Source organism: Roseobacter sp. S87, from assembly GCF_055693285.1.
Genome location: NZ_JBVFTR010000004.1, coordinates 2,385,192 through 2,412,190, shown reverse-complemented (window position 1 = coordinate 2,412,190; position 26,999 = coordinate 2,385,192). Strand labels below are relative to the sequence as shown.

The following is a 26,999-nucleotide window of genomic DNA, read 5'->3' as shown; positions in this document are numbered from 1 at the left end:
ACACCAAAAAGTTGTCAAACCCGCGGTGTTTCACGGATCAGGATAAAATGGGTCAGGACGGGTGGCTGGAACCCCGCGCGATCAGTTCAACGGCCAGTTTTACGGGTGTGTCCGGTACGGTTTCGTTCCGGATCATCTCGTAAAGCATATTGGCGGCCATGGCGCCGAACCGGCCCACATCACACCTGACAGTTGACAGTGGCGGGTGGACGAGCCGGGCTTCTTCAATGTCATCAAAACCGACCAGCGCGAAATCCCGCCCTGGCGTCTTGCCAGCCTGCAGGAGACCGGCGTGCACACCCAGTGCGACAAGATCATTGAAACAGATGGCCGCGTCGATGTGAGGATAATCAGACAGCAGCGTGTCGACCGCCTCGCGGCCAAAAGCACGCGTTGATGGGCCATGAAGCACTGTGGTCCGAAGGCCTTTGTCCTGCATGCCGCTCAGATATCCGGACATACGTTCAGAGGTGATATTGCGCCCTTCAACACCACCGACAAAGGCGATTTTTTCGAGGCCCTGATCGAACAAGTGCTGTACCGCCATCCGGCTGCCGGAGGCGTAGTCGTGGCTGAAAAAGGGCAGGGGCGCTGCCGAGGTCGGGGTTTCGCGCAGGACCTGCAAAGCGGGCAGACCGGCACGTTCAATCGCCTGAAACCCTTCATCAATATCGCCATAGCAGGGAGAGATCACAAACCCGGCCACGTCATGTTCCAGCATCGACCAGATTGTCCGGGTCTGTGTTGCAGGATCCTCGTCGCAATTGGCGATAACCGTCGCGAAACCGCGCTCGGCCAGCGCCATCTGGGCAGATGCTGCGAATTCGGTGAAAAAGGGGTTACGCAGATCGTTGATGATCAGGCCCACCAGCCCCGTGCCCGATCCGCGCAGGGTTGCCGCCGCGCGGTTACGCACATAGCCAAGGGCGGCCATTGAGGCATGCACCGCGTCACGGGTTTCTTTTTTGACCAGCGGTGAGTTCTGAAGAACAAGCGACACGGTTGATTTTGACACCTGTGCGTGCGCGGCGACGTCAATAATGGTGGGTCGCTTGCCTGCCGCCATCAGCTGATACCATGCAACCCGAGCAGCAGTCCCATCCGCTCTTCGGCAAGATCGGGCCGGACGAGCATGCCGGCAGCGTCCGCCAGACGGAAGACTTCTGCGTAATGAGCAATTTCGCGGCTGGCCTGAAAACCCTGTGGCATGATGAAGTGACTCTGTGCTCCGTTCAGCCAGGCAAGGAAAGCGATACCTGCTTTGTAATACCGCGTCGGCGCTTTGAAAATCTCCCGGCTCAGGGGAACGGTTGGAGCGAGCAACCGGTGAAAAGTCTGATGATCGTCCCGGGCCAGCGCTTCCAGCGCCTGAGCTGCGGCGGGCGCGATGGCGGCAAAAATGCCCAGCAGCGCGTGGCTGAAACGCGTGCCGTCCCCTTCGATCAGGGCGGCGTAGTTGAAATCGTCTCCGGTGTAGAGCCGGACACCCTCTGGCAGCCGCGCCCGGAAGGCTTCCTCCCGCGATTGCTCCAGCAGGCTTATCTTGATCCCGTCAATGCGGTCGGCATGTTCCTCAATGAGGGAAAGGACCGCATCCGCGGCTTCATCCAGGTCGTCGTGGCCCCAGTACCCGCGCAGTTCCGGATCAAACATGTCGCCCAGCCAGTGCAGAACAACCGGCTCCGCAGCACCCGTGATCAGACGGCCGTAAACCCGCGCATAGAAATCCGGGCCGGTGCTATGTGCGGCCATTGCTCGGCTGGCCATGATGATGATCTGCCCGCCGGCGGCTTCGATTGCTTCCATCTGGGTAGCATAAGCGGCAACAAGCGCGTCCTCAGTTGTCAGCGTTGCGATGTCCACATGATCCGTGCCGGCGCCGCAGGCCACCCGCGGTTTCAGCGGGTGCGCTTTCGCTTCGGTCATTGTGCGTTCGATCAGTTCGCGCGCCGTGTCCCAGTCGACCCCCATGCCGCGCTGGGCGGTGTCCATTGCCTCTGCAAGGCCCAGCCCCTGATCCCATAGCCAGTGCCGGAACGCCAGCGTGTTGTCCCAGTCCACCGATGGCCGGCCCATCCACGGATCTCTTTCTGCGAGGGGATCAGAAACGACATGGGCGGCCGCAAAAGCCGTGCGGGTGAAAGCGCACTGTGGCGCGCGCGGCACAATGGGCGTGCCAGAGATCTCATACCGCTCCAGCGTGCCTGCGTAGGTGGGCAGTGTCAGCATGACTTTTGCTCCCTCAGCTGTGCGCGGCTGGCAGATCAAGCACCAGAATGCCATCAATGCCACCGACGGCATTTTCGACAAGCCGCCCGCCCAGAGCCTGGTGTTCGGGATTTTCCGCGTAGTTTCTGAGCGCATCCCAGTCGTCAAAATCAATAACGAAGCCATGCATGTAGCCGCGTTCGATCTGTTCCGGGCTCTCGGATCTGCCACCGGTGAAGCCGGATGCTCCGTCAAGTCTGCGCGACAGGTCGGACAGGCCCGCATAGATCTCAGCAATAGTTTCTTCGGATGTGTCCGGCGTGAATTTAGTCAGAACGATATGGCGTATCATATGGCAATCCCGTGATCCTGCCGGATCATGTCAGAGGCTTTTTCCCCGATCATGATAGCGGCAGCGTTTGTGTTGGAGGAAATGACGGTTGGCATGATCGAATTGTCGACCACGCGCAGGTTATCGATGCCGTTCAGGCGCAGGCGGATGTCAACAACCGCCGTATCATCCGGACCCATTCTGCAGGTCCCGGCACAGTGGTGCGAGGTTTTGGAATGCTCGCAGATGAAGTCGAAGTATTCATCGTCCGTGCGGACGCCCGGCCCGGGCAGGCGTTCGGCCAGAATGAAGGGCTTCAGAGCGTCCTGGGACAGGATGTCCTGCGTGATTTTCAAACCGCGGATCGACATTTCGCGGTCACGCGGGTCCTGGAGGTAATTGGGATCAATCAATGGAGCTTTGGCCGGATCGGCACTCTGCAGCCGCACCGTGCCGCGCGACCGGGGCCGGAGATAGCACGAATTGAGCGTAACACCGCCCTGCGGCATGGCCTGCACGCCTTTTTCAATGCCGGTGCCGAGGCCGAGGTGGAACTGAATGTCCGGTGAGCGCGCATCCGGATCAGCATACCAGAAACCTCCCGTTTCAAAGAGGCTGGAGGCCACCGGACCTTTACCTGTCAGCAGATACTGCAGCCCGGCAAAGGCGGACAGATGCGGCTTTGCAAACCGGTCGTAGGTGTGCGGTCCCGAGACTTCGCATATGCAATAAAGATCTAAGTGATCCTGCAGGTTTTCACCGACCTGCGCGTGGTCCGCAAGCACGTCAATCCCCAGGGTCCGCAGGTGGTCTGCGGGACCGATGCCCGACAGCTGAAGCAGCCGCGGGGAGCCGATGGCCCCGGCCGACAGGATGACCTCGCGATCAGCGGTCAGGCAGGTGCCGTCGGTCAGCTCCACGCCCTGCGCCCTGCCGTTTTCGACAATGATGCGGCGCACCTGTGCATTCAGTCTGCGGGTCAGGTTCGGACGGCTGAGGTTGGGCGCGAGATAGGCCATAGCAGCGGAAGAACGCCGGGCGTTGCGCTGCGTGAGCTGGTAGTACGCCGCACCGTCCTGTATCTCGCCGTTCACGTCCTCATTCCGTGGGATGCCAGCCTGTGCTGCAGCGTCGAAATAGGCTTCACAGATGGGCAGCGGCGCTATGGGCTGAGACACGCCAAGCGGGCCGCCCTGACCGTGAAAGGCGTTGTTGTAGGTGTCGTTGTCCTCTGACCTGCGGAAATAGGGCAGGACATCTTCATAAGACCAGCCTTCGCAGCCCATCTGCCGCCACTCGTCGTAATCCTGCGGGTTGCCGCGTGTGTAGATCTGGGCATTGATCGCAGAACCGCCACCGATCACCTTTGCCTGCGTGTAGTTAAACACCCGGTTTTTCATGTGACGCTGCGGCACGGTCTCCCACCCCCAGGCGCCGATGCCTTTGGTCATTTTCGCGAAGCCTGCCGGCAGGTGATACAGCGGGTTTCTGTCGCCACCACCGGCCTCCAGAATGCACACCCGTACCGAAGGATCCTCAGACAGCCGTGCGGCCAGAACACAGCCTGCAGAGCCACCGCCGATAATGATAAAATCCCAGACGTCAGACATGACTTCCCCTCAAAGACGCTGAATGCTCAGACCACCGTCGACGGGGATCACCGAACCCGTCGAATAGGCCAGATCACCGCTCACCAGCGCTCGCACTGTTTTTCCGATATCTTCCGGCTGACCCCAGCGTTTTGCCGGTACAAATCCATCAGCAATCATCGGGTCATACCGGTCGCGCACGGCGGCGGTCATGTCCGTTTCGATAATGCCGGGACGCAGTTCAAACACACCGATACCGTCACCGGCCAGCCGCGCGGCAAAGAGGCTTGCCATCATCGAGGCTGCAGATTTTGAGATGCAGTACTCGGACCGTTCAACAGAAACCATCGACGCGCTGACAGAGGTGACAAAAACGATGGAAGACGGTGTGGATGTCTTTCCGGCCAGCATGCGGCGGGCTGTTTCCTGGGCGAGAAAGAACCCGCCTCTCAGGTTCACATCCATGACAAAGTCGAAACTGTCCGGCGTCACGTCCAGCATGTCACCGCGCACCGGAGCAGGCACGCCGGCATTGGACACAAGGCAGGTAACTGCGCCCGCCCGCGCCTCAACCGCATCGAAAAGGGCCCGGACCCGTTCCGGTTGCCGGAGGTCATGTGCGAGATACATCGCCCTGTCGCTCAGCTGAGCCAGTGCTGTATGCACCTCCGGATCATTGCCATCCTTCTCGGAGGTCAGAACCACCTGCATACCAGCGGTGTCGAGGGCGCGCGCGATGCCAAGCCCGATCCCGCGCTGTCCTCCGGTGATGAGTGCTGTCCCGTTCATGCGGCAAGGTCCTTTGATCTGATGTGATCAGCGACCCGCAGGGCCTGGGCTGCAACTGTCAGCGCGGGGTTTACGGCAGCAGAATTCGGCAGAAAGCCCGCATCAACAACAAAGAGGTTTTTGTGATCATGCGCGCGGCACCAGATATCCAGCGGGTTTTTGCACGGGTCCTGGCCGAAACGAACGGTGCCACACTGATGAGACGGCACGGTCCGGTCGAATGCGCGGGACAGGAGCACAGGCCAGCCGGCGCGTCGCAAAAGCCTGCGCACCTCTCGCACCAGAAGCAGATGCGCCTCCCAGTTGGAGCGCCGCCAGTCGAGAACGATCCGGTCGCCTTTTACGGTCACGCGGCTTTCGGGATCAGGCAGGTCCTCGCTCATGAGGTACCAGTCAACAGACCGGCTTGCGATCCATCGGGTCAGGGGCGCGGGGAGCGGGACCTGGCTTGCGAGGATGTCCGGAGTGATCTTGCCCAGCAACTGAACATTGCCCAGTGGCGTGCCGTCAGGACCTCCCTGCAGGTAGAAATCGTTGAAATACAGGGTTTTCTGATACACGGACGCATTCCGGCGCAGCGGGTGCAGCGCCATCATTGCATGCGTGTTGTGGTTCATGAAATTGCGCCCGACCTGGTCGGAGCGGTTGGCCAGCCCGGTCGGGCAGTTTTCATTTACTGACCTTAACAGCAACACGGCGGAACTGACGGCGCCGGCTGCCAGCACCACGGTTTTCGCCTGAATGCGGCGCAGCGAACCGTTCTGGTGATACTCGACAGCATCGATTTTGCCGTCTTTGCCAGCAATCAGGCGCGCGACTTCACAGCCGGTTTCGAGACGCACGTTGTTGTGGCGCAGTGCGGTTTTCAATCCGATGCTTTCTGCGTCCTTCTTGCCATCCCCTGTGTTTGGATGTGCATCCCAACCGGTTTCGCCACCGGCCAGCCACGCGTCGATGTCCACGCCCAGCGGCAAATGCGCGGGGTTCATGCCCACGCGCTGCAGGCGCTCTGCCGCATCCGCTATCGCGGGTTCATGCGGCACCGGTGGAAAAGCATATGTGCCTGAATGCACCGGTTCTGTCGGATCTTCTCCACTTGACCCGCGCACCTCGTAAAGCGTCTCGGCCTTCTGGTACCAGGGCTCGAACGTCTCATAAGAAATAGGCCAGGCGGGCGATGTGCCGCCCATGTGTTCGAGCACGCCGAAATCCTCTTCGCGATAGCGGAAGAGGACCGCGCCGTAGAACTTCGAATTGCCGCCGACGTTGTAGTAGTTGCCCGGATTGAACGCGGTGCCTGACGGGTCGTCCCACGTCTCATCATTGCGGAATACGCCACGCCCGAAAATGGCGGCGGCATCGCGTGTGTCGGGCGAGGGGGCAATGGGGTGCCCTTTCTCAAGGATGGTGATGCGCACGCCGGACGGGGCAAGGCCTGCCGCCATGGTGGCGCCCCCCATACCTGAGCCGATGATGAGCACGTCAGTGTCCATTACGAAATGCGGTTTTCCGTTTTCGGATCAAAGGCCACGGCCTTTTCCATGTTGATTGCAAAGGTCGCGGGTTTGCCGGGGGCCACATCAGCATCCGAGCGCATCCGCCCCACGCATTCCGCGCCGCCGATGGTTGTCGTCACAAAAGTGTCCGATCCGGCGGGTTCCGTTACTGTGACCGTGTTTTGAACCTGTTCCACATGCGACGAACGCTGGTCAGCGCCATCCACGTCTGTCAGCGCTTCGGGCCGTATTCCGAGCTTGACCGTCTGCCCGTCAAAGGCGCGCAGCGCGGCACCGGGGGACGGAAAGGCGAGACTGATCTTGCCACCCTGATCATCTGTCGTGTCGGCGTAGACGGCGTTGCCATCTGCCCGGATGGTAACGTCGATCAGGTTCATCGAAGGCGATCCCATAAAGGTCGCGACAAAGAGATTGGCTGGCGTGTCGTAGATTTCCTTGGGCGTGCCCAGTTGCTGGACATACCCGCCATTCATCACGGCGATGCGCGTGGACAGGGTCATGGCCTCGATCTGGTCATGCGTCACATAGACGATTGTTGTCCCAAGGCGCTGGTGCAGTTTTTTGATCTCGGTGCGCATGTCCACACGCAGCTTGGCGTCGAGGTTGGAGAGCGGTTCATCGAACAGGAACACGTCCGGATCGCGGACAAGTGCGCGCCCCATCGCAACCCGCTGACGCTGACCGCCGGAGAGCTGACCAGGCTTGCGGTCCAGCAGTTGGCCGATCTGGAGCATGTCCGCGACTTTGCCCATCGCAGCCTCACGTTCTGCCTTTGGTACGCCATGCATTTCCAGACCAAAGGTAATGTTCTGCCCGACGGTCATGTTCGGATAGAGGGCGTAGGACTGGAAGACCATTGCGATGTTGCGCTTGGACGGGTGGACACCGTTCATCGGCGCCCCCTTGATCGCGATGGTTCCGCTTGTGATGTCCTCCAGCCCGGCAATCATGTTCAGCAGGGTGGATTTGCCACAGCCCGAGGGACCGACGAGGACAAGGAATTCGCCCTCTTCGACAGAGATGTCGACTTTGTGGAGCACTTCGACCGAACCATAGGATTTGGTCGCGTTATCAATATCAAGAAAGCCCATGGAATTATCCTTTCACGGAGCCTGCCATGAGGCCGCGCACGAAGTAGCGACCGGCGACGATGTAGACGAGGAGTGTGGGCAGGGCGGCCAGAATGGCGCCTGCAAAGTGAACGTTGTATTCCTTCACACCGGTGGAGGACTGCACGAGGTTGTTGAGCGCCACTGTCATCGGGGCACCGTCACCGCTGGCAAAAGAGGCACCAAAGAGGAAGTCGTTCCAGATATTGGTGAATTGCCAGATGATGCAGACAACAGAGATCGGACCGGAGGAGGGCAGCAGGATGCGCCAGAAAATCTGGAAGAAACCTGCGCCGTCGATCTGAGCTGCGCGCACCAGTTCGGTGGGGAAAACGGCGTAATAGTTGCGGAAATAGAGCGTCGAAAACCCGATGCCGTAGACCACATGCACCAGCACCAGTCCCGCAGTGGACCCTGCGAGCCCCAGAAAACCGAGCACCGCGGCCATTGGGATCAGCACGATCTGGAAGGGAATGAAGCAGGCAAAGAGCATCAGCCCGAAGAGGATCGTATCGAACCGGAAACGCCATTTGGTCAGCACGTATCCGTTCAGCGCGCCCAGCACCGTGGAAATCGCCACCGCGGGCACAACCATGGAAATGGAGTTCCAGAAGTAGGGGCGCAATCCGGTGGGTTCGACACCGATCTGAGCGGTAGACCAGGCCTTCTGCCAGGGTTCAAGCGTCCAGACATCAGGCAGGGACATCATGCCACCGCCCGTGATTTCCGGGAGTGGTTTGACCGAGTTCACCAGCATCACATAGAGCGGCAGCATGTAGAACAGGGCGAAAAGGATGAGCACGAGATAGATCAGCGTGCGGGTGACCCGGCCTGTGCGGATCGCGGAGTCCTGCGTCGCAACAGCCATCACTTCTTCTCCTTCAGTTCAGCATAGAGGTAAGGGATCATTATCGCCGCGATGGTCATCAGCATGATCACAGCCGACGAGGCACCGATGCCCATCTGGTTGCGGCTGAATGTGTAGGAATACATGAACGTCGCCGGCAGCTCGGTGGCCCGGCCGGGCCCGCCACCGGTCATGGCGATCACAAGGTCGAATGTTTTGATTGCGAGATGCGCCAGGATCACGAAAGCCGACAGGAAGGCAGGGCGCAGTTGCGGGATGATGATCCGGCGGTAGAGGTTCCAGTTCGAGGCCCCGTCCATCTGCGCGGCCTTGAGGATTTCGTTGTCGATGCCCCGCAGGCCGGCCAGAAACATCGCCATCACGAAGCCGCTGGATTGCCAGACAGCCGCCAGAACAACCGTGTAAATGGCAAAGTCCCGGTTTTTGATCCAGTCGAAAGAGAAGCTGGTCCATCCCCAGGCCTGGACGATGTTTTCGAGACCGATGGCGGGGTCCAGAAACCATTTCCAGGCGGTGCCCGTCACGATGAAGCTGAGTGCCATGGGATAGAGGTAGAGGGGACGCAGCAGGCCCTCGCCGCGGATCTTCTGGTCGAGAAAGATTGCCAGCATCAGACCGATCAAAGAGCAGATGCCGATATAGAGGCCTGCAAAGATTGCCATGTTCGTCAGCGAGATTTCCCAGTGGGACAGGCTGAAGAGCTTCTGATAATTCGACAGGCCAATGAGGTCATAGGCCGGCTGGCCGCCTTTGCCGACAAAGGGCAGGATCCGGCTGTCGGTGAAGGACACGTAAACCGTGAACAGGATAAACCCGTAGACGAACACGAAAATCATGGCGAGAGACGGCGACAGGACAAGCTTTGGCAGCCAGTTCTGCAGGCGCGTCTGGAAATCCGCCTGCGTACGATCCGACATGGCGACACCCCCCGGTGAAAATGAAATGAGACAGATGGGGGCGGCCCGCAGGCCGCCCGCCGGCTGGGTTACTGAGCGATGGAAACCGCGTCGACCAGCTCTTCGACAGCGGTTGCGCTGTCATATTCGCCGTTGAAATGAGCGGTCACGACGTCGTAGATCGCGTTTTTCACGGATGCCGGGTTCGCGTGACCATGGGCCATCGAGCCAAAGAGGTTGCCCGAGGACGCCGCTGCGGCGAGATCGGCCATGCCCTGCTTGCCACAGGCATCAAACGCTTCGTTCGAGACGTCAGTACGCGCAGGCACCGAGCCTTTCACGACATTAAACGCCGACTGGAAGGATGGCGACAGGATCGCGCTGGCCAGTGCAGCCTGCTCGTCAGAGACAACACCACCCTGGTCGAACATCATGAACTGGTCCGCGTTGAAGGTGACCTGCTCCTGTGTGCCGGGGAAGCGGAAGCAGAGGAAGTCCTCGCCCGGCGTCTTGCCCGCGTTCAGGAATTCGCCTTTGGCCCAGTCACCCATCATCTGGAAACCGGCTTCGCCGTTGATGACCATCGCAGTTGCAAGGTTCCAGTCACGGCCGGAGAAGTTGTCGTCCACATTGGCGCGGATGAACGCCATACGGTCGAAGGCTTCCTTCATGGTGTCAGACCCCAGCGCCTCTTCATCCAGGTCGATGAAAGCGGCTTTGTAGAAATCCGGACCACCCGTGGACATCGCCACCGCGTCAAAAACGGTTGCGTCCTGCCATGCCTGACCACCGTGGGCGATCGGCGTCACACCTGCGGCTGACAGTTTTTCAACAGCTGCTGTGAATTCGTCCCATGTCTGCGGAACGGCGATGCCGTTTGCATCGAGGACGGCTTTGTTGGCCCAGACCCAGTTGGTGGAGTGCACGTTTACCGGTGCCGAAATCCACTTGCCGTCGTGCTTGGCGAATGCCTGAAGGGCAGCAGGTACCACATCGTCCCAGCCTTCTTTGGCGGCAACTTCGTTGAGATCCGCAAGAGCGCCCTGTGCACCCCAGTCAAGGATGTCAAAACCCAGAGCCTGAACGGCCGTAGGTGCGTCACCTGCTGTCACACGGGCACGCAGAACGGTCATCGCTTCGGTGCCGCCACCGCCGGCAACAGGCATGTCCTGCCAGCCAATCCCCTGATTTTCCAGGTCTCCTTTGAGCACGTTCAGAGCAGCAGCTTCGCCGCCTGATGTCCACCAGTGCAGCACTTCAACGTCACCCGCGGTTGCGAGGGTTCCGCTGAAGGCAAGCGCCGCCAGTGTGGAAGTCGTCAGTTTCATAAAGTCACGCATGGGTTTCCTCCCTTATGATCATGCATGTTGCGCATCAGCTTCCGCGCATTTGGTATCAGACCCATTTTTGGCGCGATTTGCCAATACGCATCTGAACAGTTTTTAATTCCAGAAATTCTTCTATCCCGCCGGAGCCGAGTTCGCGGCCAAGGCCACTCTCCTTGACTCCGCCGAACGGGAGTTCAGGGTAGCCATCCATCCAGGTGTTCGTCCAGACCGTTCCGGCTTCCGCACGCTTCACAAATTCAAGACAGGTGTGAACGTTTTCGCTCCAGATCCCGGCAGACAGCCCGTAGGACGCGTTATTGGCCAGATCTATCGCCTCATCCAGTGTCCGGAAGGTCAGCACGGAAAGAACCGGACCGAATACTTCTTCTGTTGCGATCGGCATTGTCTCTTTGACACCCGAGACGACCGTCGGCTGGTAGAAGGTGCCGCTCAGTCCATCGACAGCCAGGGCCGCACCACCCAGCAGAACGGTTGCACCCGCATCGGCGGCTTCGCGCACGTACCTGTCGATTTTGTCCTGATGCGCCTGCGAAATAATCGCACCGACTTTTGTATCCGGATGCAATGGGTCGCCAAAGGGGACTTTGCGCGACAGCGCTACGATCTTTTCGTTCAGCGCTTCGGCGACGTCTTCGTGAACGATGATGCGGGAGCCGGAGTTACAGCATTCACCTGCGTTGAAATACACGCCGAACACAATCGCGTCCGCGGCCTCGTCAAGGTCGGCATCGGCACAGATGACCTGCGGGTTTTTCCCTCCGAGCTCCAGCGAAACTTTTTTCAGCGTGCCCGCAGTTGATGCGACGATGGCTTTGCCTACAACCGTGGAGCCCGTGAATGATACCATGTCGACATCCGGATGCGTCGTCATCAGCGCTCCGACAGGATCACCGTAGCCCAGCACGATGTTGGCAACACCGGCGGGAAGCCCTGCCTCAACAAGCAAGTGCCCCAGCAGAACCGTGGTCGATGAAGTCATCTCAGATGGTTTGATCACCGCTGTACATCCGGCAGCGAGCGCAAACGGAAGCTTTTGGGACACAATCAGAAACGGGAAATTCCAGGGTGTGATGATGGAAACCACACCAACCGGCACCTTAAGCACCATTCCCATCATTTCCGGACCCAGCGCATTCTGGCTTTGCCCCCGGATGTTCCAGGCGAGCGTTGCCGCATAGCGCCAGATATTTGCCGCGCCCTCGATCTCGGCCTCGGCCTGAGAGATCGGTTTGCCGCTTTCCAGCGTTTCCAGCCGCGCGATACGGGCGCGGTTCGCGTCGATCAGATCGGCAACTCGGTTCAGCAGCTTTGCGCGCTCTGCTCCGGGAACATCGCTCCAGCGCCGGTCGTCAAATGCCTGACGGGCGGCCTTGATCGCTGCTTCTGTCTCTGCCGTGCCACCCCGTGCCGCTCGGCTGACGAGCTGACCAGTTGCGGGTGAGTGGCGCTCAAAGGTTTCACCGTCTGCGGAGTCAATCCAGGTACCATCAATCAGATGGTGCAGTTCCAGCGGTTCATCCGCTGGCGCGCTGCTGTCGCCCGCAATCAGGGTGAGGTCATGCTCGGTCATGACGGGGCCTTTCCAAAATCGGCTTTTCGTTTTTCTGCAAAGGCAGCCACGCCTTCGGCTTTTTCAGCGGTTGGGGCCATAGCCGCACCCGCGAGGGCCTCAATTGCTGCGGCACCGTCTTCCTCAAGTGCTGCTGATATGAGCCATTTCGCGGTTTCAGTTGCCTGCGGTGCGTTGCTGGCAATCCTGTCAGCGATTTCAAAGGCGGCGGCGCGCGGGTCGTCCTCAACGCCGTTCAGGAAACCGGTCGCAAATGCCCGTTCCGAGGTGATCCGAGCGCCGGTCAGTGCCATTTCTTTCAGGAGGGCAGGGGGATCTGCCGTGCGAGGCGTTGTGTGCCTGACCAGCCTGGTACGATGCCAACCGTTGTCTCTGGCAGCGCGAATGTCGCACCGGGTGTCGCGATGCGCAGGTCACAGGTTGCTGCGAGCTCAAGACCGCCACCGAACGCATGGCCGGACAGCACGCCGATCACAGGTACAGGCAGGCGTGCGATACGGTCAAAGACGCGATGCCCTCTGCGCACCCAGTCACGGGCAAAGGTCCGTGCATCAAGCGAACCCCATTCCCGGATGTCTGCGCCGACGCAGAATGCCTTGTCGCCGGTTGCTGTCAACAGCACCGCCCGGACGGTCCTCGTCTTCTCGATCACGCCGCAATGCGTATCAAGTGCATCGATCATGTCCATGGTCAATGCGTTGAGCTTTGCCGGGTTGTACAGCCGGACCTCGGCAACGCTGCCGGAAATTTCAAGATGCACGGTGCTCACAGTATCAGCCCCATCGGTCCTTTGGACAGGATTGAGACAGGCATATGCGAAGCGTTGCCGCAAACCCTGACCCGCCCTTCGGAGGCCGCGACGATGTCTGCTTCGGCTTCAATGCCGGGCATGATTTCGGTGGCGACCAGGCCGTCATCATCAAGGCGCATAACACATCGTTCGGTAACATAGAGGACGTCCTGTCCCCGCGCCCGCGCGCGCCTGCCGGCAAAGGTCACATGCTCGACCGCGTCGACCATTTTTGTGAATTTGCCTTTTTGCGTGACACGCAGTGCGTCAGACGTGAGCTCAAGCTGCGCACCCGCCTCAAAATAACCCGAGAACACGATTTTTCGTGCGTTGGCCGTTATGTCCACAAAGCCGCCACAACCCGCTGTCAGATATGGCTTTTTACCCAGTTTTGAGACGTTGACATTGCCGTCTGTATCGACCTCCAGGAAGGACAGAAAAGACACATCAAATCCGCCTCCCTGGAAATAGGTGAACTGCGCTGGTGAGGGCAGAATAGCATCCGCATTGGAAGCGCAGCCAAAGGCAAAACCGGTCAGAGGGACACCGCCGACGGCACCCTGTTCAATGGCCCAGGTGACAGCCTGTGCATGCCCTTCTTCCAGCAGAATGCGCGGGACATTCGCCGAGATGCCAAAACCAAGGTTGGCGCTTTGTCCCTGCGACAGCTCAATCGCGGCACGGCGGGCAATCACTTTCTCGATCCCATGGTCCGCCAGTGAAAAGCTGTCCCAGGGGCGCATGATTTCGCCGGATATGGCCGGGTCATACACAGTCTCGGTTGTCTGCTTCTGATCGGGGTCGATCACAACAAGATCGACAAGGTGGCCCGGTACATGCACGTCGTGTGGACGCAGTGACCCGGCCGCAGTGACCCGTTTGACCTGTGCAATCACCAGCCCTCGGTGGTTTCGCACCGCGATCGCCTGCTCCAGTGCACCAAGCGTCGCGCCTTCGTGCTCAAAGGTCAGGTTGCCGGTTTCATCAGCGGTTGTCGCGCGGATGATGGCCACGTCCGGTACGATATTCGGAAAGTGCAGCCATGTGTCACCGGCAAGCTCGTGGCGGTGTACAATCGGTGCCGCTGCGGCACGTTCATTCATGGCGCAACCTTCGCGTATGGGGTCGACAAAGGTTTCCAGACCGACCTGCGTGAAAACACCCGGTTTGCGCGCTGCCACGTCACGGTGCATGTCAAACATGATACCGGACGGCACGTTATAGGCCTCAACCCTGTCCTCTACGATCATCTTCCAGATTTCGGGCATCTCTTTCGAAGACGGGCCACTGGGGTACGAACCGGCGAGAATGCGGGACAATAGCCCGTCCTGGGCAATGTGATCGACGCCGCGGATGCCATACATGTCGCCGGCGGCAATCGGATGCAGCGTTGTGAGGTTGCGCGGGTGGCCTTCATCTTTGAAACGTTCGCCAAGAGCGCGCAGCACCAGGTCCGGGCACCCAAGACCGGACGATGATGAAACCGTGACAACGGCGTTGTCTTCTATCCGGGCCACAGCGTCCCGGGACGTGACGACCTTGCTCATCTCAGATGCCTCCGTAGTCGACAGCGACCCCGGTGCCCCGGGTCGCGGCCTCTTTGACGGCGGCCGCAACGGCCAGAGACTTCACCCCATCCTCCCCGGTCGCAGACGGCGTGCCACGGCCTGCGCAGGCCTCTGAAAACAATCCTACAGCCCGCTCATAAAGGTTGTGGTCGCTGAAGCTGATGTCTTCGCTGCCGGTTTCCGTCTGCAGCCTGATCTCGCCGACCGGGCGTTGTGTCATTACGCCTTTTGCAAAAATTGACCCTTCTGTGCCGTGGACCTCAAAAGACGTTCCGGCGTGTCGGATCGTGAAGCCTTCATGTGTCTGCACCGTGACGCCGGACGGCATCTGCCAGACGCTCATGACTGAATCCTCGACACCGCGCCCAAGGCTTTCCGAACGCTCGATGGCGACGACCTCTGCCGGGTCTTCGTCCAGGTGAAACCGGACCGTGTCAGCGTCGTGTACGACAATGTCCGGAATGACCCCGCCACCCGCTCCGGGATTGTCGATGCGCCAGCCCTGCAGATTTGGCGGCAGATAGACAGCATGTGCAACGCGGACAGCCTGAACGGTCCCGATGCGGCCCTGGGTGATCAGTTCACGGATCTTCAGATGCGATCCGGCGTTCCGCAAGTGATGATTGGTGGCAAAAGTCACACCCTTTTCACCGGCCGCACGGACCATGGCCACAGCGTCCGCGACGTTCATTGCCAGTGGCTTTTCGCAAAGCACATGTTTGCCGGCTTCAATCGCCGCCATCGCTTGGGGGAAGTGCTTTTCGTTGGTTGTTGAGATGTAGACGGCGTCCACATCATCATTGAGCTGTTCGTTCAGGTCAGTGAAGGCCCGTGGAATTTCATGCGCATCGGCATAGGATCGGCCGCGCTCGTTGCTGCTGCTCAGCACGGATGCGATGCTGTGTCCCCGCTGCGCGCGGATTGCGCCGATCATGTGTTGTGATGCGATTGTACTCGCGCCGACCAGTGCCCACTTCACGATGATTCCCCAAATTTTGGATCGTTCCAAAACCTAATATGGATCGTTCCAAAAGGTCAACAGACTTTTTTACCGGCATTGCCTCTGTAGTTTTACCGGCATTGCCTCTGTAGGAAATCTGCTTCTGCGCATCGTCCCTCAAGCGGAAAAGGAAATGTGTATGCACCCTACGCCTTAGGCTGTGCTTAGGTTCTTGTGATCGTGACAACGCAATTTGCTCTTGAGAACAGCCCGGGAAACCCCAGATATTTCGCAAAGGTCAGGAGGATTTCGAATGCAGCGAAAACTGATTACCAGACGAACCATGATTGCGGCTGCCGGTTCAGCCATCGCAGCAGGCGGTGCCGGTCTTGCTGTTCCCGCCCGGGCCGCGGGCCTGAAGCCGACACGTTCGATGCGCGGCGGCTCAAATAACTACAGACCCGGCGCGCCCATCGTGGAACGGATCGGCAACGGAGGGTTCTGGATGACCGGCACGGTACGACGGGCCGGCGATGGCATGCCGCTGGCGGGTCAGCGTATACAGATCTGGGCGCACACAACCGAAGGTCATGAGCGGGACCCGCAGAGCCACGGGGCAACACTGACGGATGCAGAGGGCAATTTTCGTCTTGAGATGCCGCAGATCGTGCCGGCATTTGGCCAGCCGCATGGGCATCTCGCCTATGACAGTGAAGATTTTCAGACTGTTTTCCTCAGACCAGTGATGGCCAGTGCTGCGGATAAAACGCTCGAAGCCCATTTTGTTCTGGAACCGGTCTGAGAGCAGGCAGATGCGCAATCCGACCCTGCTGCGTGGGTTCACCCTTTGGGTCGGGTTCGCGGCACTTGCGCTCATTCCGGTTGGTTTTGCTGTGACAAGCCCGTTGCTGGCGTGGCGCGATCCCATCTATATCGCTGCCGGGCTTGGGGGCATTCTTGCGCTTACGCTTTTGATGTTCCAGCCGCTGCTGGTCGGGGGTGATCTTGCTTTCCTGACGGGCAGGGCCGGGCGCCTAGTTCACCGCTGGACAGGCAGCCTGGTGATTGCATCTGTGGTTCTGCATGTCGCAGGGCTTTGGATTACCAGCCCCCCGGATGTAGTCGACGCGCTGCTCTTTGCCTCGCCAACGCCGTTTTCGGTCTGGGGTGTCATCGCTATGTGGGCTCTTTTTGCCACTGGCGCGGTAGCTGCGATGCGGCGCCGGGCCGCTTTCCGACCCCATATCTGGCGTCTGTTGCACCTCTCGCTCGTGCTGGTCGTCATTGCGGGCACCGTGGCACATGCTCTGTTGATTGAGGGAACGATGGAGCCCGTTTCGCGGTTCGTTTTATGTGTTGCAGTTGTGGTGTTCGGTCTGCGTGCGTTGTACCGCTTCGGTCTGCCCGCCCTGCGCGTGCTCCTGCGCAACTGATCCCATCAGTCAGGTGGGCCAGCAGCAGGATCCTGTTGCATCAGGCGGCGACAAAATGGTCTGCGAACTTTTTGCGCAGGATGTTCTTTTGCACCTTGCCCATTGTGTTACGCGGTAATTCACTGATCAGCACCAGCTCGCGCGGGTGTTTGAAACGTGCCAGCTCCTGCGCCGCATCCATCGCGATTTTGTCCAGGTCAGGCGTTTTGCCGGGTGCCGGGACGATCAGCCCGAGCACCGTCTCGCCGAAGTCTGCATGCGGGACACCAATCACAGCGCTTTCCAGCACACCGGGTTGCGTATCGAGAACCATCTCGATTTCTTTGGGGTAAATGTTGTACCCGCCCGAGATGATCAGGTCCTTATCCCGCCCGACAATGTGCAGGTAACCGTCAGTATCGAACCGGCCAAGATCGCCTGTGATGAAAAATCCGTTCTGGCGCAGTTCTGCGGCTGTTTTTTCGGGCATCTGCCAGTATCCGCGAAAAACGTTGGGCCCCCGGACCTCGACCTGCCCGACAACATCCGGCGCAACAGGCTGACCGGTGGCAGGATCGGTCACAATGACTTCTACGCCCGGCAACGGAAAGCCGACCGTTCCCGCGCGCCGCTCGCCATCATAAGGGTTTGAGGTGTTCATATTGGTTTCTGTCATGCCGTAGCGTTCCAGAATGCGGTGCCCGGTGCGGGCCTCAAACTGCACATGCGTTTCGGCAAGCAGCGGCGCGCTGCCGGAAATAAAGAGGCGCATATGCGATGTCAGCGCGCGGGTGAAACGTTCATCTGACAAAAGACGGGTGTAGAAAGTCGGCACCCCCATCAGCGTTGTGGCCTGCGGCAGATGCGCAATGACCAGGTCCTGATCAAAACGTGGCAGAAAAATCATGGCGCCGCCGGAGGCCAGCATCACATTGGTGGCGACAAACAATCCGTGGGTATGAAAAATCGGCAAAGCGTGCAGAAGAACATCTGACGCATCAAATTCCCAGAAATCTGCGAGCATCAGCGCATTTGACAGAAGATTATCCTGGGTCAGCATGGCGCCTTTTGAGCGGCCGGTGGTGCCTGAGGTATAGAGGAAGGCAGCCAGGTCCGAACCCTGACGCGGTACCGTTTCAAACCGAGCAGGCAAGGCAGCCGCCGTGTCAGCCAGTGTCCCGCTGCCATCACCGTTCAGTGTTTCGACGCGGGCATTCACTCCAGCGCAGATTTCCCGGATGCCCCCAAGGTCAGCACCGTCACAGACGACGAGCCCGGCGCCGCTGTCTTCAATAAAGTAAGTAAGTTCTCGCGCGGTATAAGCCGTGTTCAGGGGCAGGAAGATGACACCGGCCTGCACACAGGCCGCATAAAGCGCCAGTGCCTCGGGCGATTTGCCCACTTGGGCCGCAAGACGGTCACCGGCCGACAGCCCGGCCCCGGTAATGGCATGGGCAAACTGCGCGGCCATGCCAAGAAAGCCATCGTGTGTCAGGATGGATCCATCGGGCGATATCAGAAAAGGTGTTGTCTGGCCTGCGTGTTTTCCAAACAGCGTGTCGAACAGAACATTGGTCATGATCCTGCTCCCTCCGGAAGAAGTTTGCGTCCCAGCGCCGCCAGTGACCGGATGTCCGGCGAGGCGGCGACAGTGCCTGCATTGGCATAGTTTTCGTGGTTCTGGGACACTTTTGTCAGATCGTAAAGGTAATTGACCATGGCGCCATGCGACTGGCGCATGCCTTTGTCCGATACGTCTGCCCCTGCATGCACCCGGTGGATCATCGCACCGTTGCCCAGATGGAACCGCGCAACCGGATCAAGGGGCAGCCCACGGTGGTTTTTGGCATCCATCAGGTAACAGGCGGCCAGTTGTTGCGTCCTGTCAGGATCGAGGCTTTCCGGCGGAACGCGCTGTTGATCGAGCCAAGCCGCCATCCCGGGTATCGGCGACAGCGTCACGTACTGCCGCAGGGCCGGCAGTTCCAGCGAAAGGTCCATGGCCACCTGTTTGATCAGCGAGTTGCCAAACGAAATGTTTGCAAGCCCCGCCTGACAGTTGGAGATGGAATAAAAGACGGCGGTATCTGCCTCTGCTGCCGGAATGGCCTGACGGTCTTCGCACAGGAGGTCCTGTACCGACGACGGGATACCGCGGGTCAGGGCAACTTCGACAAAGATCAGCGGCTCATCTGCCATGGCCGGATGAAAAAACGCGAAACACCGCCGGTCCGGTGGCTCCAGCCGACGTCTCAGGTCATCCCAGCTGTCAATCGCGTGCACGGCTTCATATGCGATGATCCGGTCAAGGATATGCGCGGGGCTTTCCCAGCTGATCGGGCGCAATACAAGAAAGCCGCGATTGAACCAGGAACTGAACAGGTGCTGGAAATCGTAGTCCAGTGCGGCCAGAGCCGGATCATTTTTTACCGTGGACAACAGGTCAGCCCGCATCGCGACAAGCTGCCCGGTCGCCTGGGGCACACGGTTCAGGCGCCGGATAAGTTCCTGCCGCGGGGGCTCTGCGGCCGTCGTAAAGCGCCTGTAAGTGTCTTTGTCGGGGCTGTCCTCCCAGGCGGCGAGTGCGCGGCGCACCTCACCGGGATCAAAATCCATCGCGTGCGCAAGATGATCAAAGAATGCCCTTTTGCCTGCCGGATCCATACCGGCGTAGCGGTCGAGAATGATACGGCCCAGTTGTTGTCCGGAAATCTCGCCGTCCGTCCCGACGAGCGCTGCTGCAAGGTCTTCGGTGCTGCGCGGATCGTCCGCTGCCGCTCCCGGCAGAAACCTCATCCGCCGTTCAAAGACGGTTGACAGCAGATCGGCCAGCATTGTCACCGGGACGCTCCCATCACGGTATCCGGCAGCCAGGTTGCGATGCCGGGGAACAGGCAAAGAAGAACGATCGCAATGATCATGCAGGCCACAAAGGGTAGCGACCCGCGCAGGATCGTTTTGAGCGATATATCCGGCGCGATGCCATTGATCACATAAAGGTTCAGCCCGACAGGCGGTGAAATCAGGCCTATTTCCATATTGATCGTCAGCACCACGGCAAACCAGATCGGATCGAACCCTGCTGACGTGATGATCGGCAGCAGGATCGGCGCGGCCATCAGGATCACGGCAACCGGCGGCAGGAAGAAGCCGGCGATCAGCAGGAAGACATTGACTGCGCCCATCAGAACCCAGCGGTTGACGTCCAGCGTGCCGATCCATTCAGCAATAGCCTGTGTGATGAAAAGGGACGAAAGCATGTAGCTGAAGACGCCGGCTGCCGCGATGATGAAGAGGATCATCACGCTTTCCTTTGTGCTGTCGCGCAGCACCACCCAGAGGTCTTTCGGGTTCCAGAGCCGGTAGATAACCATTGCGATCACCAGGCAGAGCAGCGCGCCGACGGCCGCCGTTTCAGACGGTGTCGCGATGCCGCCGTACATGGCGTAGAGCACCCCCACGATGATCGCAAGGAAGGGCAGGACACGTGGCAGGATTTCGAATTTCTCGCGCCAGGTGTAGCTCGTTGAGGCGAGTACCGAGGCATCCCCGGAGCGCCAGGTGGAATAGAGCGACCACGCCATGAAGAGGCCCACCAGCATCAGCCCGGGGAACACCCCGGCCAGAAACAGCCGGCCGATCGAGGTTTCGGTTGCGATCCCGTAGACAATCATAGTGACCGAAGGAGGGATCAGAATGCCAAGCGTACCGCCGGCAGCAATTGAGCCTGCGGCGACGGCATCCGGATACCCCCGTTTGCGCATTTCCGGGATGCCCATTTTGCCGATAGCGGCACATGTTGCGGGTGAGGAACCGGACATCGCCGAGAAGAGTGCACAGGCACCGAGATTTGAGATCACAAGCCCGCCGGGCACCCGGGTCAGCCAGCGCTCCAGCGCTTCATAAAGGTCCGCGCCGGCGCGCGTGGAAGCAATAGACGCCCCCATAATGATGAACATCGGGATGGACAGCAGGGCAAAGTTGTCGAGCTTGCCAAACAGGATTTCAGGCATCAGTTCCAGCGAGCGCATCCCGTCAAAGATCATCAGAAAACCGGCGGAAACGATCAGAAGGCCCAGCGCGACGGAGACGCCGGAAAAAAGGACACAAATGGTGGCGACGGCAACAATTGCGCCAAGAAGCAGCGGATCCATCAGCTGTCCTCCAGTCCGAAAGGTTTATCTATGCCAGTGATCACGGCGACCAGGTCTGCGACCAGCTGCAATAGCAAAAGCCCGAAGCCAATGGGGATCGACAGGTAAGGGATCCACAAGCGAACGCCCCAGACCGTGTCCGAGCGCCATCCGCGCTCCCAGACGAAATGCCAGTAGTCGTACCCGTAAAAGAGCATGACCCCGACGATGAGTATGGACAGCGACAGTGTGATCAGCGCCAGGACCTTTCTGGCACCGGGACGCAGCGCCAGCGGGATGAGGTCCACATTTACATGGCCCCGCAGGCGCTGAACGTAGGGCAACCCGATCAGGGTGGCCGCAACAACCAGATAGATCACGGCTTCGGTCTGCCAGACGGTTGATCCGTTCAGAACAAACCGGATGAAGATCATCTGGCAGGTTATGCCCACGGCAGCGACGATCATCGCCGCAGAACACCAGCCTGCCAGTGTCGAGATTGCCGCGACAAAGCGCAGAAAAGGGTTGTTGCCCGTATGAGCAACTCTCGCAGAGCTCTGGCCTGCCATCGCGGCCTCCTGATCAGGGGACAGTGGAAAGCGGGGCAGTTGTTTTTCTGCCCCGCTCGTCGGGTCAGTCGACAGACAGCGCCATATCGAGCAGTTCCTGCCCGCCGGGCGTTTCTTCGATGAACTTCTTATATGAAGTTTCCTGCGCCAGCGCGCGCCAGGCGTCGAATTCGTCCTGGCTCATCTGTGCAATTTCAACACCATTGTCGGCGAAAATTTTGGCCGAATTCGCGTCCTGCTTCTTGGCCTCTTCAAGGTAAAATGCTTCAGCTTTCGCCGCACCATCCATCAGCGCCTGCTGTTGTTCTGCGGACAAGCCGTCAAAGGTGGATTTGTTCATCAGCAGAGGCTGATACATGAACCAAAGGGCAAAATCGCTGGCCGGGGTATAGCAGGCGACCTGCTCATAAATCCGGTAGCTCACAAAGGACGACGACGACGTGTTCGCAGCTGTCAGAACACCGGTCTGCATCGCGTTATAAATCTCAGACGACGCCATCGACGCAATTGACGCACCTGCACCGGCCAGCATCTGTTCGAATGCCTTACCTGCCGCACGTGTTTGCTGGCCCTGCACGTCACCAGGCGCGGTGATGCATTTGTCTTTTCCTACGAAGCCACCTGCGAGGTAGCCGTGGACCAGGACCATGACATCGTCATCTGCCATGATCTCCTCGATCTGACCCATGAATTCGCTCTCGTTCAGACGGGCAGCGTGGTCGTGGTTTTTCACCAGACCGGGCATCAGCGTCAGGTTATACGCGGGTTGCTGACCACCCGCATAGCTCAGCGGAAAGACCGTCATGTCGAGCTGGCCGCGGCTGAGCGGCTTGTACTGTTCACGCGGTTTAAACAGTGATTTTGACGGAAAAATCTTGATCTCCAGATCAACATCCGCTGCGGCGACCTCGTCCGCGACGATCTGTGCAACCTGGTGGCGCACATCGGCTGTCGACCACTGATGCGACAGGCGCAGTTCGGTGGCCCCCGCTGCAACAGAAGTTGCAAGAATGGCTGCTGCAGCCCAGGTGGCGATGCTTTTCGGTTTCATTTCAGTCCTCCCTGACTTTCCCGACTCTCGGTCGGATCTGGGGGTTAAGATGCAGTACTTGTGTATCAAGTCAACATTTTTGTATACAAGAATGGGTATCTTGCGTGCATCAAGGTGCCCTGCTATTCTGAATCTATGGAACGGAAGCGGTCAGATATCATTGCAGATCAGCTCGAGGAGCTGATTTTTGCAGGCACTTTCAAAAACGGCGAACGCCTTGACGAAGTTCAGCTTTCGGAGAAATTCGGTGTCTCCAGAACACCGGTCCGCGAAGCTCTGCTGCGGCTCGCGCAGTCCGGGCTGGTAGAACACTTTCCGAGGCGGGGTGTTTTTGTCAGACAGCCGGGACCGATTGAACTCATCGAAATGTTCGAGGTCATGGCGGAGCTGGAAGCCGCGAGCGCCAGGCTGGCCGCATCGCGTATATCGGACGATGCAATCACAAGTCTCAAGGAAACCAACGCAAGGTGTCTGGCCGCGGTCGAGGCACAGGACGCGGATCTCTACTACAGAGAAAACGAAACGTTCCATGCCATTATCTACCGCGAATCCGGTAACAGTTTTCTGGAGCAGGAATGTCTGAGGCTCCAGCGACGGCTGCAGCCCTTCCGACGCACGCAGTTGCGCCTGCGCGGCCGGCTGAACCAGTCGATGAAGGAACATGAACAGATTGTCGCCGCTCTCGGGCAGGGAGACGGGGCGCGCGCGGCCGGGGTCGTGAGGGATCACGTTGCGGTTCAGGGGGAGAAGTTCCACCATCTCATGGCAAGCCTCAGGACAGATGCTGCCTGACAACCGGCTTTGTGGTGCAGGTCGCTTCTGCAGAAAATGCGGAGGATCAGCACGGGCATTCAGCCTTTTCTAATTATTATCTGTGAAAATCGGTGCTCCAGCCGCGATACGGAGACCGAAATCATGACGACCCAGAAAAAGCAGCCGCAGAAATCTGCCCGACGTTTCTGGCGTCCACCGGATTCCATTTATCTGAAATGTCTTGTTGCGCTGGCGTTATCCACTGCGCTGACCATCGGGCTTGTCACATTTAAATCCATGCAGGCCTCTGAGACGATTGCGACGGATTCGATTGCCAAGATCGGTGCGGAAGTTGTCAAACAGATCGGCGCACGCAGCGGTCCGGCGCTCAGATTCCGGAAAACAGACGATCTTGATGTCATACTGCAGTCTACGCTGGACGGATTGCAGGGCAGTGCTTCGGGCGCGATCATCCTTGATTCCGCAGGCGAAGTTGTCTCTGAGCAACTGGTGGCCGGAAGCACCTCAGCCGATCTTCAAGCAGCGGCCAGCCTCGCGCTGCAGAACAGCTCGCCGCAGACTGATCTGGAAAACCTGGTTTTTGCCGTCCCTGTCCTCTTTGGTGAAGACGCCGCAGTGATCGGTGTTATCGCGCTCGATTGGCGGACGGATGTGTTATTCGCAGCTGCACGGGAACAGAACAGGGCCTCTCTGATGCTGGCTGGTGGTGTCGGTACGCTGATGCTGATCGTGGTCGGCTTCCTGATAAAACGAACAGTGGCTCGCCCGCTTCTGGCGATCGCTGCCGCGATGAGGGAAGTTGCCGCAGGCAACTACACTATTAAAGTGCCAAAGTATCGTCGGGGCAATGAAATCGGCATTGTTGCGCGAACGCTGGAAGAATTCCGTGACCAGCTTGAAGCCTCAGAGGCGACACGCAAGGATGCGGCCATGAAAAGTGCGGCACTCGATTCCGGGTCGGCAGCGGTGATGATTACCTCAGTTGACTACGGGGTGCTATACGCCTCCCCGGCAGCAGTTGAACTGCTCGGGACACATCGCTCAGCGATGCTGAAACTGGACGCAGGCCTCGATGCCGCCGAACTCAGCGGTCAGCGTATTGACGGTCTCATGCGCAAAAGCGGTATGTCGCCGGAGGATCTTGCGGCTACCCAGGAAGGTGGTCTTTCCTCGGCCCTTGAACTTGATGAAGTCACGCTGGTGCTGACTGCGTCCCCGATCCGGGATGAAGAGGGCGCAACGATCGGTTTTGTGGTCGAATGGTCCGATGTCAGCGAGGAACGCCTGAACGCGGCAATCATGGAATCGCTCGATACAAATCAGGCGCGTGCTGAATTTGGCAGCAACGGGCAACTGCTGGATGCAAATGATGCGTTCCGGAAGCTTGCCGGCGTGGTCGGCAAGGAAAAGTCCTGCAATTTTGCTGAAACCGTTTTTGCTGACGGTCAACCGGCAGATCCGGCAGATCCGCTGTTCCGGGAATTCGCAGTGCGCGCGGAGAATGGATCTATTTCCAATATTCTCGGGGGAATTAGTCCGGTGTTCTCGGACGATGGGTCTCTTAAGCGCAGCGTTCTGATCGGGGCGGACGTGACGGAGCAGCGTGTACAGAAAAACGCGGCAGAGGCAGAGCGCAAGCGCCTCGCAGAAGAACAGAATGAAATGATCAGCGAGCTCAGCGCTGCGCTTGCGTCTCTCGCCGGAGGTGATCTGAAAACGAGGATCGACTCCGCATTTGCGGGAGCGAATGACCAGATCCGCAAGGACTTTAACACTGCAATTGATCGTCTCGAAGATGCAATCGGTTCAGTGATTTCCAGCGCAGATACCATCAGAACAGAAATCAAAGGGGTTGCGGCTGCCGCTGATGAACTGAGCAAGCGCACAGAAAGCCAGGCTGCAACGCTGGAGCAAACGGCTGCGGCGGTTTCACAGATTTCCGCATCTGTTAGCAATTCTGCCGAAGGTGCGAAAAATGCAAACTCTGTCGTAAGTGCGGCTCAGGACAACGCTCAGTCATCCGGGAAAGTAGTTCGTGACGCAGTCTCGGCCATGGGTCAGATTGCTGAGAGTTCTTCAGAGATATCTTCTATCGTAAAGGTCATCGACGACATTGCGTTCCAGACCAATCTGCTTGCACTGAATGCGGGTGTTGAGGCCGCGAGGGCCGGCGACGCAGGGAGAGGATTTGCGGTTGTCGCCTCTGAAGTACGTGCTCTTGCGCAGCGGTCCTCCGAAGCAGCAAGCGAAATCGGATCACTTATCAGTTCTTCGACGGAAAGTGTCGACCTTGGGGTTAAACTGGTTGGCGACGCCGGCGAAGCACTGGAGCGCATCATCTCTTCTATATCTGACGTGTCAGGTTACGTGGTCCAGATTGCCAACGCTTCCGGAGAACAGTCTCAGAGTATCGCGGAAATCAATTCTGCGATGAACCAGCTGGATCAGGTCACGCAGGAAAACGCCGCTATGTTTGAAGAGACGACTGCCGCAAGTCAGAATCTGTCGGTCGTTTCCGACAAATTGACCAGTGAGGTTCAGCGGTTCTCGATTAGCGACAACGTTGCTTTCGAAGAGGCAGATCACCAGTCGAAGGGGGCCGCATAGAAAAATTTTTTGTTGAGGTACTATGGAATCAGGGGGCGGCAAGCCTTGTTCCTCCGTGGGTTTGTGCCTCCGATGCCCTTCTTCAAGGTCTCACTTATTTAGGTGCAGGGCCGAAATCGCTAAGAACGACACATGGCGCAGTGGTGTGACCGAGAGAAACGAAGCTTAACTTTGTTGCGAGCTCAAACTGAGCTGCTCATTTCACGCCCGACAGGTGTGGGTGAGAAGTGACGAAGATCAGAGGCGGCAATGAACTTTGACCAATTTGAAAAACGGCTGCTGGACCGGTTAACTAACCCGATAATCGTTGGCCTTCTGTCCGAAGCGAATGAGGTCGTTGGAACCATTTACTATAACCACGCTCTCCACGACCTTTTTGGTCTGGTTAGGGGGAAGCCGATTGTCGCGAAAACCCATTGAGCGCAGACCCGGTTGGAACACTTTGGGAATTGGCTGCACCCTCGGAATGGCCGGATGGCATTTTCGATGATGAGCATACAATAAACATCTTCTGCAAAGCAGGGGATGGAAAGCCTTTTGAATGCCGGGTGAACTCAGTCTGCCTTTCTGCCGACAAGTTGGGACGAAGGCTTGTTTGCAGTATCTTTAACCCTGGTAGGAACCAACATGATCCGGACTCCGCAGAAATGGCCGGCATCACATCCCGTAACGCCAGGAAAACCAGCGGGTCACCTGAACACCAATACCAGCGGAAGAAGAACAAAGGAACCGAAGTCATCGTGCAAGGCAGCATTCCCATTTGTCTGCGCGAGCTGGATGGAAGTCACATTTTTTCCAATTGGTCCTGCCGGAAAGTCTGTCGACGAGGCAGATGCCAAATGCAAAATGCGCAGTCGGTCCCGCATGCCCCCAACCTCTGCCTTCCTGAAAAATGGGAGCCGGGATGTGAGGATGCAGACAGAACACCA

22 protein-coding genes and 1 pseudogene are annotated in these 26,999 nt (G+C 58.7%); 4 read left to right on the top strand and 19 right to left on the bottom strand.

Annotated features, from left to right (window positions below):
• Positions 1-52 precede the first annotated feature (52 nt).
• The 14 genes and pseudogenes from ACZ1HA_RS12740 to ACZ1HA_RS12675 form a co-directional block, all read right to left on the bottom strand.
• A complete protein-coding gene (locus ACZ1HA_RS12740; protein WP_472714138.1) occupies positions 53-1,066 on the bottom strand; it encodes a LacI family DNA-binding transcriptional regulator in 1,014 nt (337 codons plus the stop codon).
• On the bottom strand, positions 1,066-2,229 hold the full coding sequence (locus ACZ1HA_RS12735) for a dihydrodipicolinate synthase family protein (RefSeq protein ID WP_472714137.1): 1,164 nt from the start codon (positions 2,227-2,229) through the stop codon (positions 1,066-1,068). The genes ACZ1HA_RS12740 and ACZ1HA_RS12735 overlap by 1 nt, the downstream gene beginning before the upstream one ends.
• 13 nt (positions 2,230-2,242) lie before the next feature.
• Complete coding sequence (locus ACZ1HA_RS12730; protein ID WP_472714136.1) at positions 2,243-2,560, bottom strand: Dabb family protein; 318 nt, start codon at positions 2,558-2,560, stop codon at positions 2,243-2,245.
• Positions 2,557-4,149: a GMC family oxidoreductase gene (locus ACZ1HA_RS12725; RefSeq protein ID WP_472714135.1), complete on the bottom strand. Its 1,593-nt coding sequence runs from the start codon at positions 4,147-4,149 to the stop codon at positions 2,557-2,559. Before ACZ1HA_RS12725 ends, ACZ1HA_RS12730 begins: the two co-directional genes overlap by 4 nt.
• Before the next feature lie 9 nt (positions 4,150-4,158).
• A complete protein-coding gene (locus ACZ1HA_RS12720; protein WP_472714134.1) occupies positions 4,159-4,917 on the bottom strand; it encodes a 3-ketoacyl-ACP reductase in 759 nt (252 codons plus the stop codon).
• Complete coding sequence (locus tag ACZ1HA_RS12715) at positions 4,914-6,410, bottom strand: FAD-dependent oxidoreductase (protein WP_472714133.1); 1,497 nt, start codon at positions 6,408-6,410, stop codon at positions 4,914-4,916. The genes ACZ1HA_RS12720 and ACZ1HA_RS12715 overlap by 4 nt, the downstream gene beginning before the upstream one ends.
• Complete coding sequence (locus tag ACZ1HA_RS12710; protein WP_472714132.1) at positions 6,410-7,525, bottom strand: ABC transporter ATP-binding protein; 1,116 nt, start codon at positions 7,523-7,525, stop codon at positions 6,410-6,412. Before ACZ1HA_RS12710 ends, ACZ1HA_RS12715 begins: the two co-directional genes overlap by 1 nt.
• A 4-nt stretch (positions 7,526-7,529) precedes the next feature.
• The gene (locus ACZ1HA_RS12705) at positions 7,530-8,411 is read right to left on the bottom strand and encodes a carbohydrate ABC transporter permease (protein ID WP_375230202.1); all 882 of its coding nucleotides are present in this window, start codon (positions 8,409-8,411) and stop codon (positions 7,530-7,532) included.
• On the bottom strand, positions 8,411-9,328 hold the full coding sequence (locus ACZ1HA_RS12700) for a carbohydrate ABC transporter permease (RefSeq protein ID WP_436398791.1): 918 nt from the start codon (positions 9,326-9,328) through the stop codon (positions 8,411-8,413). Before ACZ1HA_RS12700 ends, ACZ1HA_RS12705 begins: the two co-directional genes overlap by 1 nt.
• A 68-nt stretch (positions 9,329-9,396) precedes the next feature.
• Positions 9,397-10,635 carry an ABC transporter substrate-binding protein gene (locus ACZ1HA_RS12695; protein ID WP_472715328.1) on the bottom strand — a complete coding sequence of 413 codons (1,239 nt, stop codon included), beginning with the start codon at positions 10,633-10,635 and terminating at the stop codon, positions 9,397-9,399.
• A gap of 67 nt (positions 10,636-10,702) precedes the next feature.
• Positions 10,703-12,226, bottom strand: a complete 1,524-nt coding sequence (locus tag ACZ1HA_RS12690) for an aldehyde dehydrogenase family protein (protein ID WP_472714131.1) — start codon at positions 12,224-12,226, stop codon at positions 10,703-10,705.
• Positions 12,223-12,986: pseudogene (locus ACZ1HA_RS12685) on the bottom strand (enoyl-CoA hydratase/isomerase family protein). The gene ACZ1HA_RS12690 and the pseudogene ACZ1HA_RS12685 overlap by 4 nt, the downstream one beginning before the upstream one ends.
• 5 nt (positions 12,987-12,991) lie before the next feature.
• Entirely contained in the window at positions 12,992-14,563 is a 1,572-nt protein-coding gene (locus ACZ1HA_RS12680; protein ID WP_472714130.1) for an acyl CoA:acetate/3-ketoacid CoA transferase, read from the bottom strand.
• Position 14,564: 1 nt separating this feature from the next.
• A complete protein-coding gene (locus ACZ1HA_RS12675; protein WP_472714129.1) occupies positions 14,565-15,563 on the bottom strand; it encodes a Gfo/Idh/MocA family protein in 999 nt (332 codons plus the stop codon).
• A gap of 274 nt (positions 15,564-15,837) precedes the next feature.
• On the opposite strand from ACZ1HA_RS12675, the gene ACZ1HA_RS12670 reads away from it, so the two are divergent.
• Positions 15,838-16,326, top strand: coding sequence for a twin-arginine translocation pathway signal (locus ACZ1HA_RS12670; RefSeq protein ID WP_472714128.1), 489 nt, complete (start codon positions 15,838-15,840; stop codon positions 16,324-16,326).
• 10 nt (positions 16,327-16,336) lie between these two features.
• The gene (locus ACZ1HA_RS12665) at positions 16,337-16,957 is read left to right on the top strand and encodes a ferric reductase-like transmembrane domain-containing protein (protein ID WP_472714127.1); all 621 of its coding nucleotides are present in this window, start codon (positions 16,337-16,339) and stop codon (positions 16,955-16,957) included.
• Between the two features lie 40 nt (positions 16,958-16,997).
• Here ACZ1HA_RS12665 and ACZ1HA_RS12660 read toward each other — a convergent pair whose 3' ends face one another.
• From ACZ1HA_RS12660 to dctP, 5 genes are all read right to left on the bottom strand, one after another.
• Positions 16,998-18,515 (bottom strand): malonate--CoA ligase, encoded by a 1,518-nt coding sequence (locus ACZ1HA_RS12660; RefSeq protein WP_472714126.1) that lies wholly within the window; start codon positions 18,513-18,515, stop codon positions 16,998-17,000.
• Complete coding sequence (locus tag ACZ1HA_RS12655; protein ID WP_472714125.1) at positions 18,512-19,777, bottom strand: malonyl-CoA decarboxylase; 1,266 nt, start codon at positions 19,775-19,777, stop codon at positions 18,512-18,514. Before ACZ1HA_RS12655 ends, ACZ1HA_RS12660 begins: the two co-directional genes overlap by 4 nt.
• Complete coding sequence (locus ACZ1HA_RS12650; RefSeq protein ID WP_436398797.1) at positions 19,774-21,090, bottom strand: TRAP transporter large permease; 1,317 nt, start codon at positions 21,088-21,090, stop codon at positions 19,774-19,776. The genes ACZ1HA_RS12655 and ACZ1HA_RS12650 overlap by 4 nt, the downstream gene beginning before the upstream one ends.
• Positions 21,090-21,638 carry a TRAP transporter small permease gene (locus ACZ1HA_RS12645; protein ID WP_472714124.1) on the bottom strand — a complete coding sequence of 183 codons (549 nt, stop codon included), beginning with the start codon at positions 21,636-21,638 and terminating at the stop codon, positions 21,090-21,092. The genes ACZ1HA_RS12650 and ACZ1HA_RS12645 overlap by 1 nt, the downstream gene beginning before the upstream one ends.
• 64 nt (positions 21,639-21,702) lie before the next feature.
• Positions 21,703-22,689 (bottom strand): TRAP transporter substrate-binding protein DctP, encoded by a 987-nt coding sequence (gene dctP / locus ACZ1HA_RS12640; protein WP_472714123.1) that lies wholly within the window; start codon positions 22,687-22,689, stop codon positions 21,703-21,705.
• Between the two features lie 135 nt (positions 22,690-22,824).
• On the opposite strand from dctP, the gene ACZ1HA_RS12635 reads away from it, so the two are divergent.
• Together ACZ1HA_RS12635 and ACZ1HA_RS12630 are read left to right on the top strand one after the other, a co-directional pair.
• Positions 22,825-23,481 (top strand): GntR family transcriptional regulator, encoded by a 657-nt coding sequence (locus ACZ1HA_RS12635; protein ID WP_472714122.1) that lies wholly within the window; start codon positions 22,825-22,827, stop codon positions 23,479-23,481.
• Positions 23,482-23,604: 123 nt separating this feature from the next.
• The gene (locus ACZ1HA_RS12630; RefSeq protein ID WP_472714121.1) at positions 23,605-26,070 is read left to right on the top strand and encodes a methyl-accepting chemotaxis protein; all 2,466 of its coding nucleotides are present in this window, start codon (positions 23,605-23,607) and stop codon (positions 26,068-26,070) included.
• Positions 26,071-26,999 lie beyond the last annotated feature (929 nt).

Bases quoted from the DNA above. Each gene is read 5' to 3' on its own strand.
- ACZ1HA_RS12740 (WP_472714138.1), bottom strand. From the start codon at position 1,066: ATGGCGGCAGGCAAGCGACCCACCATTATTGACGTCGCCGCGCACGCA.
- ACZ1HA_RS12735 (WP_472714137.1), bottom strand. From the start codon at position 2,229: ATGCTGACACTGCCCACCTACGCAGGCACGCTGGAGCGGTATGAGATC.
- ACZ1HA_RS12730 (WP_472714136.1), bottom strand. From the start codon at position 2,560: ATGATACGCCATATCGTTCTGACTAAATTCACGCCGGACACATCCGAA.
- ACZ1HA_RS12725 (WP_472714135.1), bottom strand. From the start codon at position 4,149: ATGTCTGACGTCTGGGATTTTATCATTATCGGCGGTGGCTCTGCAGGC.
- ACZ1HA_RS12720 (WP_472714134.1), bottom strand. From the start codon at position 4,917: ATGAACGGGACAGCACTCATCACCGGAGGACAGCGCGGGATCGGGCTT.
- ACZ1HA_RS12715 (WP_472714133.1), bottom strand. From the start codon at position 6,410: ATGGACACTGACGTGCTCATCATCGGCTCAGGTATGGGGGGCGCCACC.
- ACZ1HA_RS12710 (WP_472714132.1), bottom strand. From the start codon at position 7,525: ATGGGCTTTCTTGATATTGATAACGCGACCAAATCCTATGGTTCGGTC.
- ACZ1HA_RS12705 (WP_375230202.1), bottom strand. From the start codon at position 8,411: ATGGCTGTTGCGACGCAGGACTCCGCGATCCGCACAGGCCGGGTCACC.
- ACZ1HA_RS12700 (WP_436398791.1), bottom strand. From the start codon at position 9,328: ATGTCGGATCGTACGCAGGCGGATTTCCAGACGCGCCTGCAGAACTGG.
- ACZ1HA_RS12695 (WP_472715328.1), bottom strand. From the start codon at position 10,635: ATGAAACTGACGACTTCCACACTGGCGGCGCTTGCCTTCAGCGGAACC.
- ACZ1HA_RS12690 (WP_472714131.1), bottom strand. From the start codon at position 12,226: ATGACCGAGCATGACCTCACCCTGATTGCGGGCGACAGCAGCGCGCCA.
- ACZ1HA_RS12680 (WP_472714130.1), bottom strand. From the start codon at position 14,563: ATGAGCAAGGTCGTCACGTCCCGGGACGCTGTGGCCCGGATAGAAGAC.
- ACZ1HA_RS12670 (WP_472714128.1), top strand. From the start codon at position 15,838: ATGCAGCGAAAACTGATTACCAGACGAACCATGATTGCGGCTGCCGGT.
- ACZ1HA_RS12665 (WP_472714127.1), top strand. From the start codon at position 16,337: ATGCGCAATCCGACCCTGCTGCGTGGGTTCACCCTTTGGGTCGGGTTC.
- ACZ1HA_RS12660 (WP_472714126.1), bottom strand. From the start codon at position 18,515: ATGACCAATGTTCTGTTCGACACGCTGTTTGGAAAACACGCAGGCCAG.
- ACZ1HA_RS12650 (WP_436398797.1), bottom strand. From the start codon at position 21,090: ATGGATCCGCTGCTTCTTGGCGCAATTGTTGCCGTCGCCACCATTTGT.
- ACZ1HA_RS12645 (WP_472714124.1), bottom strand. From the start codon at position 21,638: ATGGCAGGCCAGAGCTCTGCGAGAGTTGCTCATACGGGCAACAACCCT.
- dctP (WP_472714123.1), bottom strand. From the start codon at position 22,689: ATGAAACCGAAAAGCATCGCCACCTGGGCTGCAGCAGCCATTCTTGCA.
- ACZ1HA_RS12635 (WP_472714122.1), top strand. From the start codon at position 22,825: ATGGAACGGAAGCGGTCAGATATCATTGCAGATCAGCTCGAGGAGCTG.
- ACZ1HA_RS12630 (WP_472714121.1), top strand. From the start codon at position 23,605: ATGACGACCCAGAAAAAGCAGCCGCAGAAATCTGCCCGACGTTTCTGG.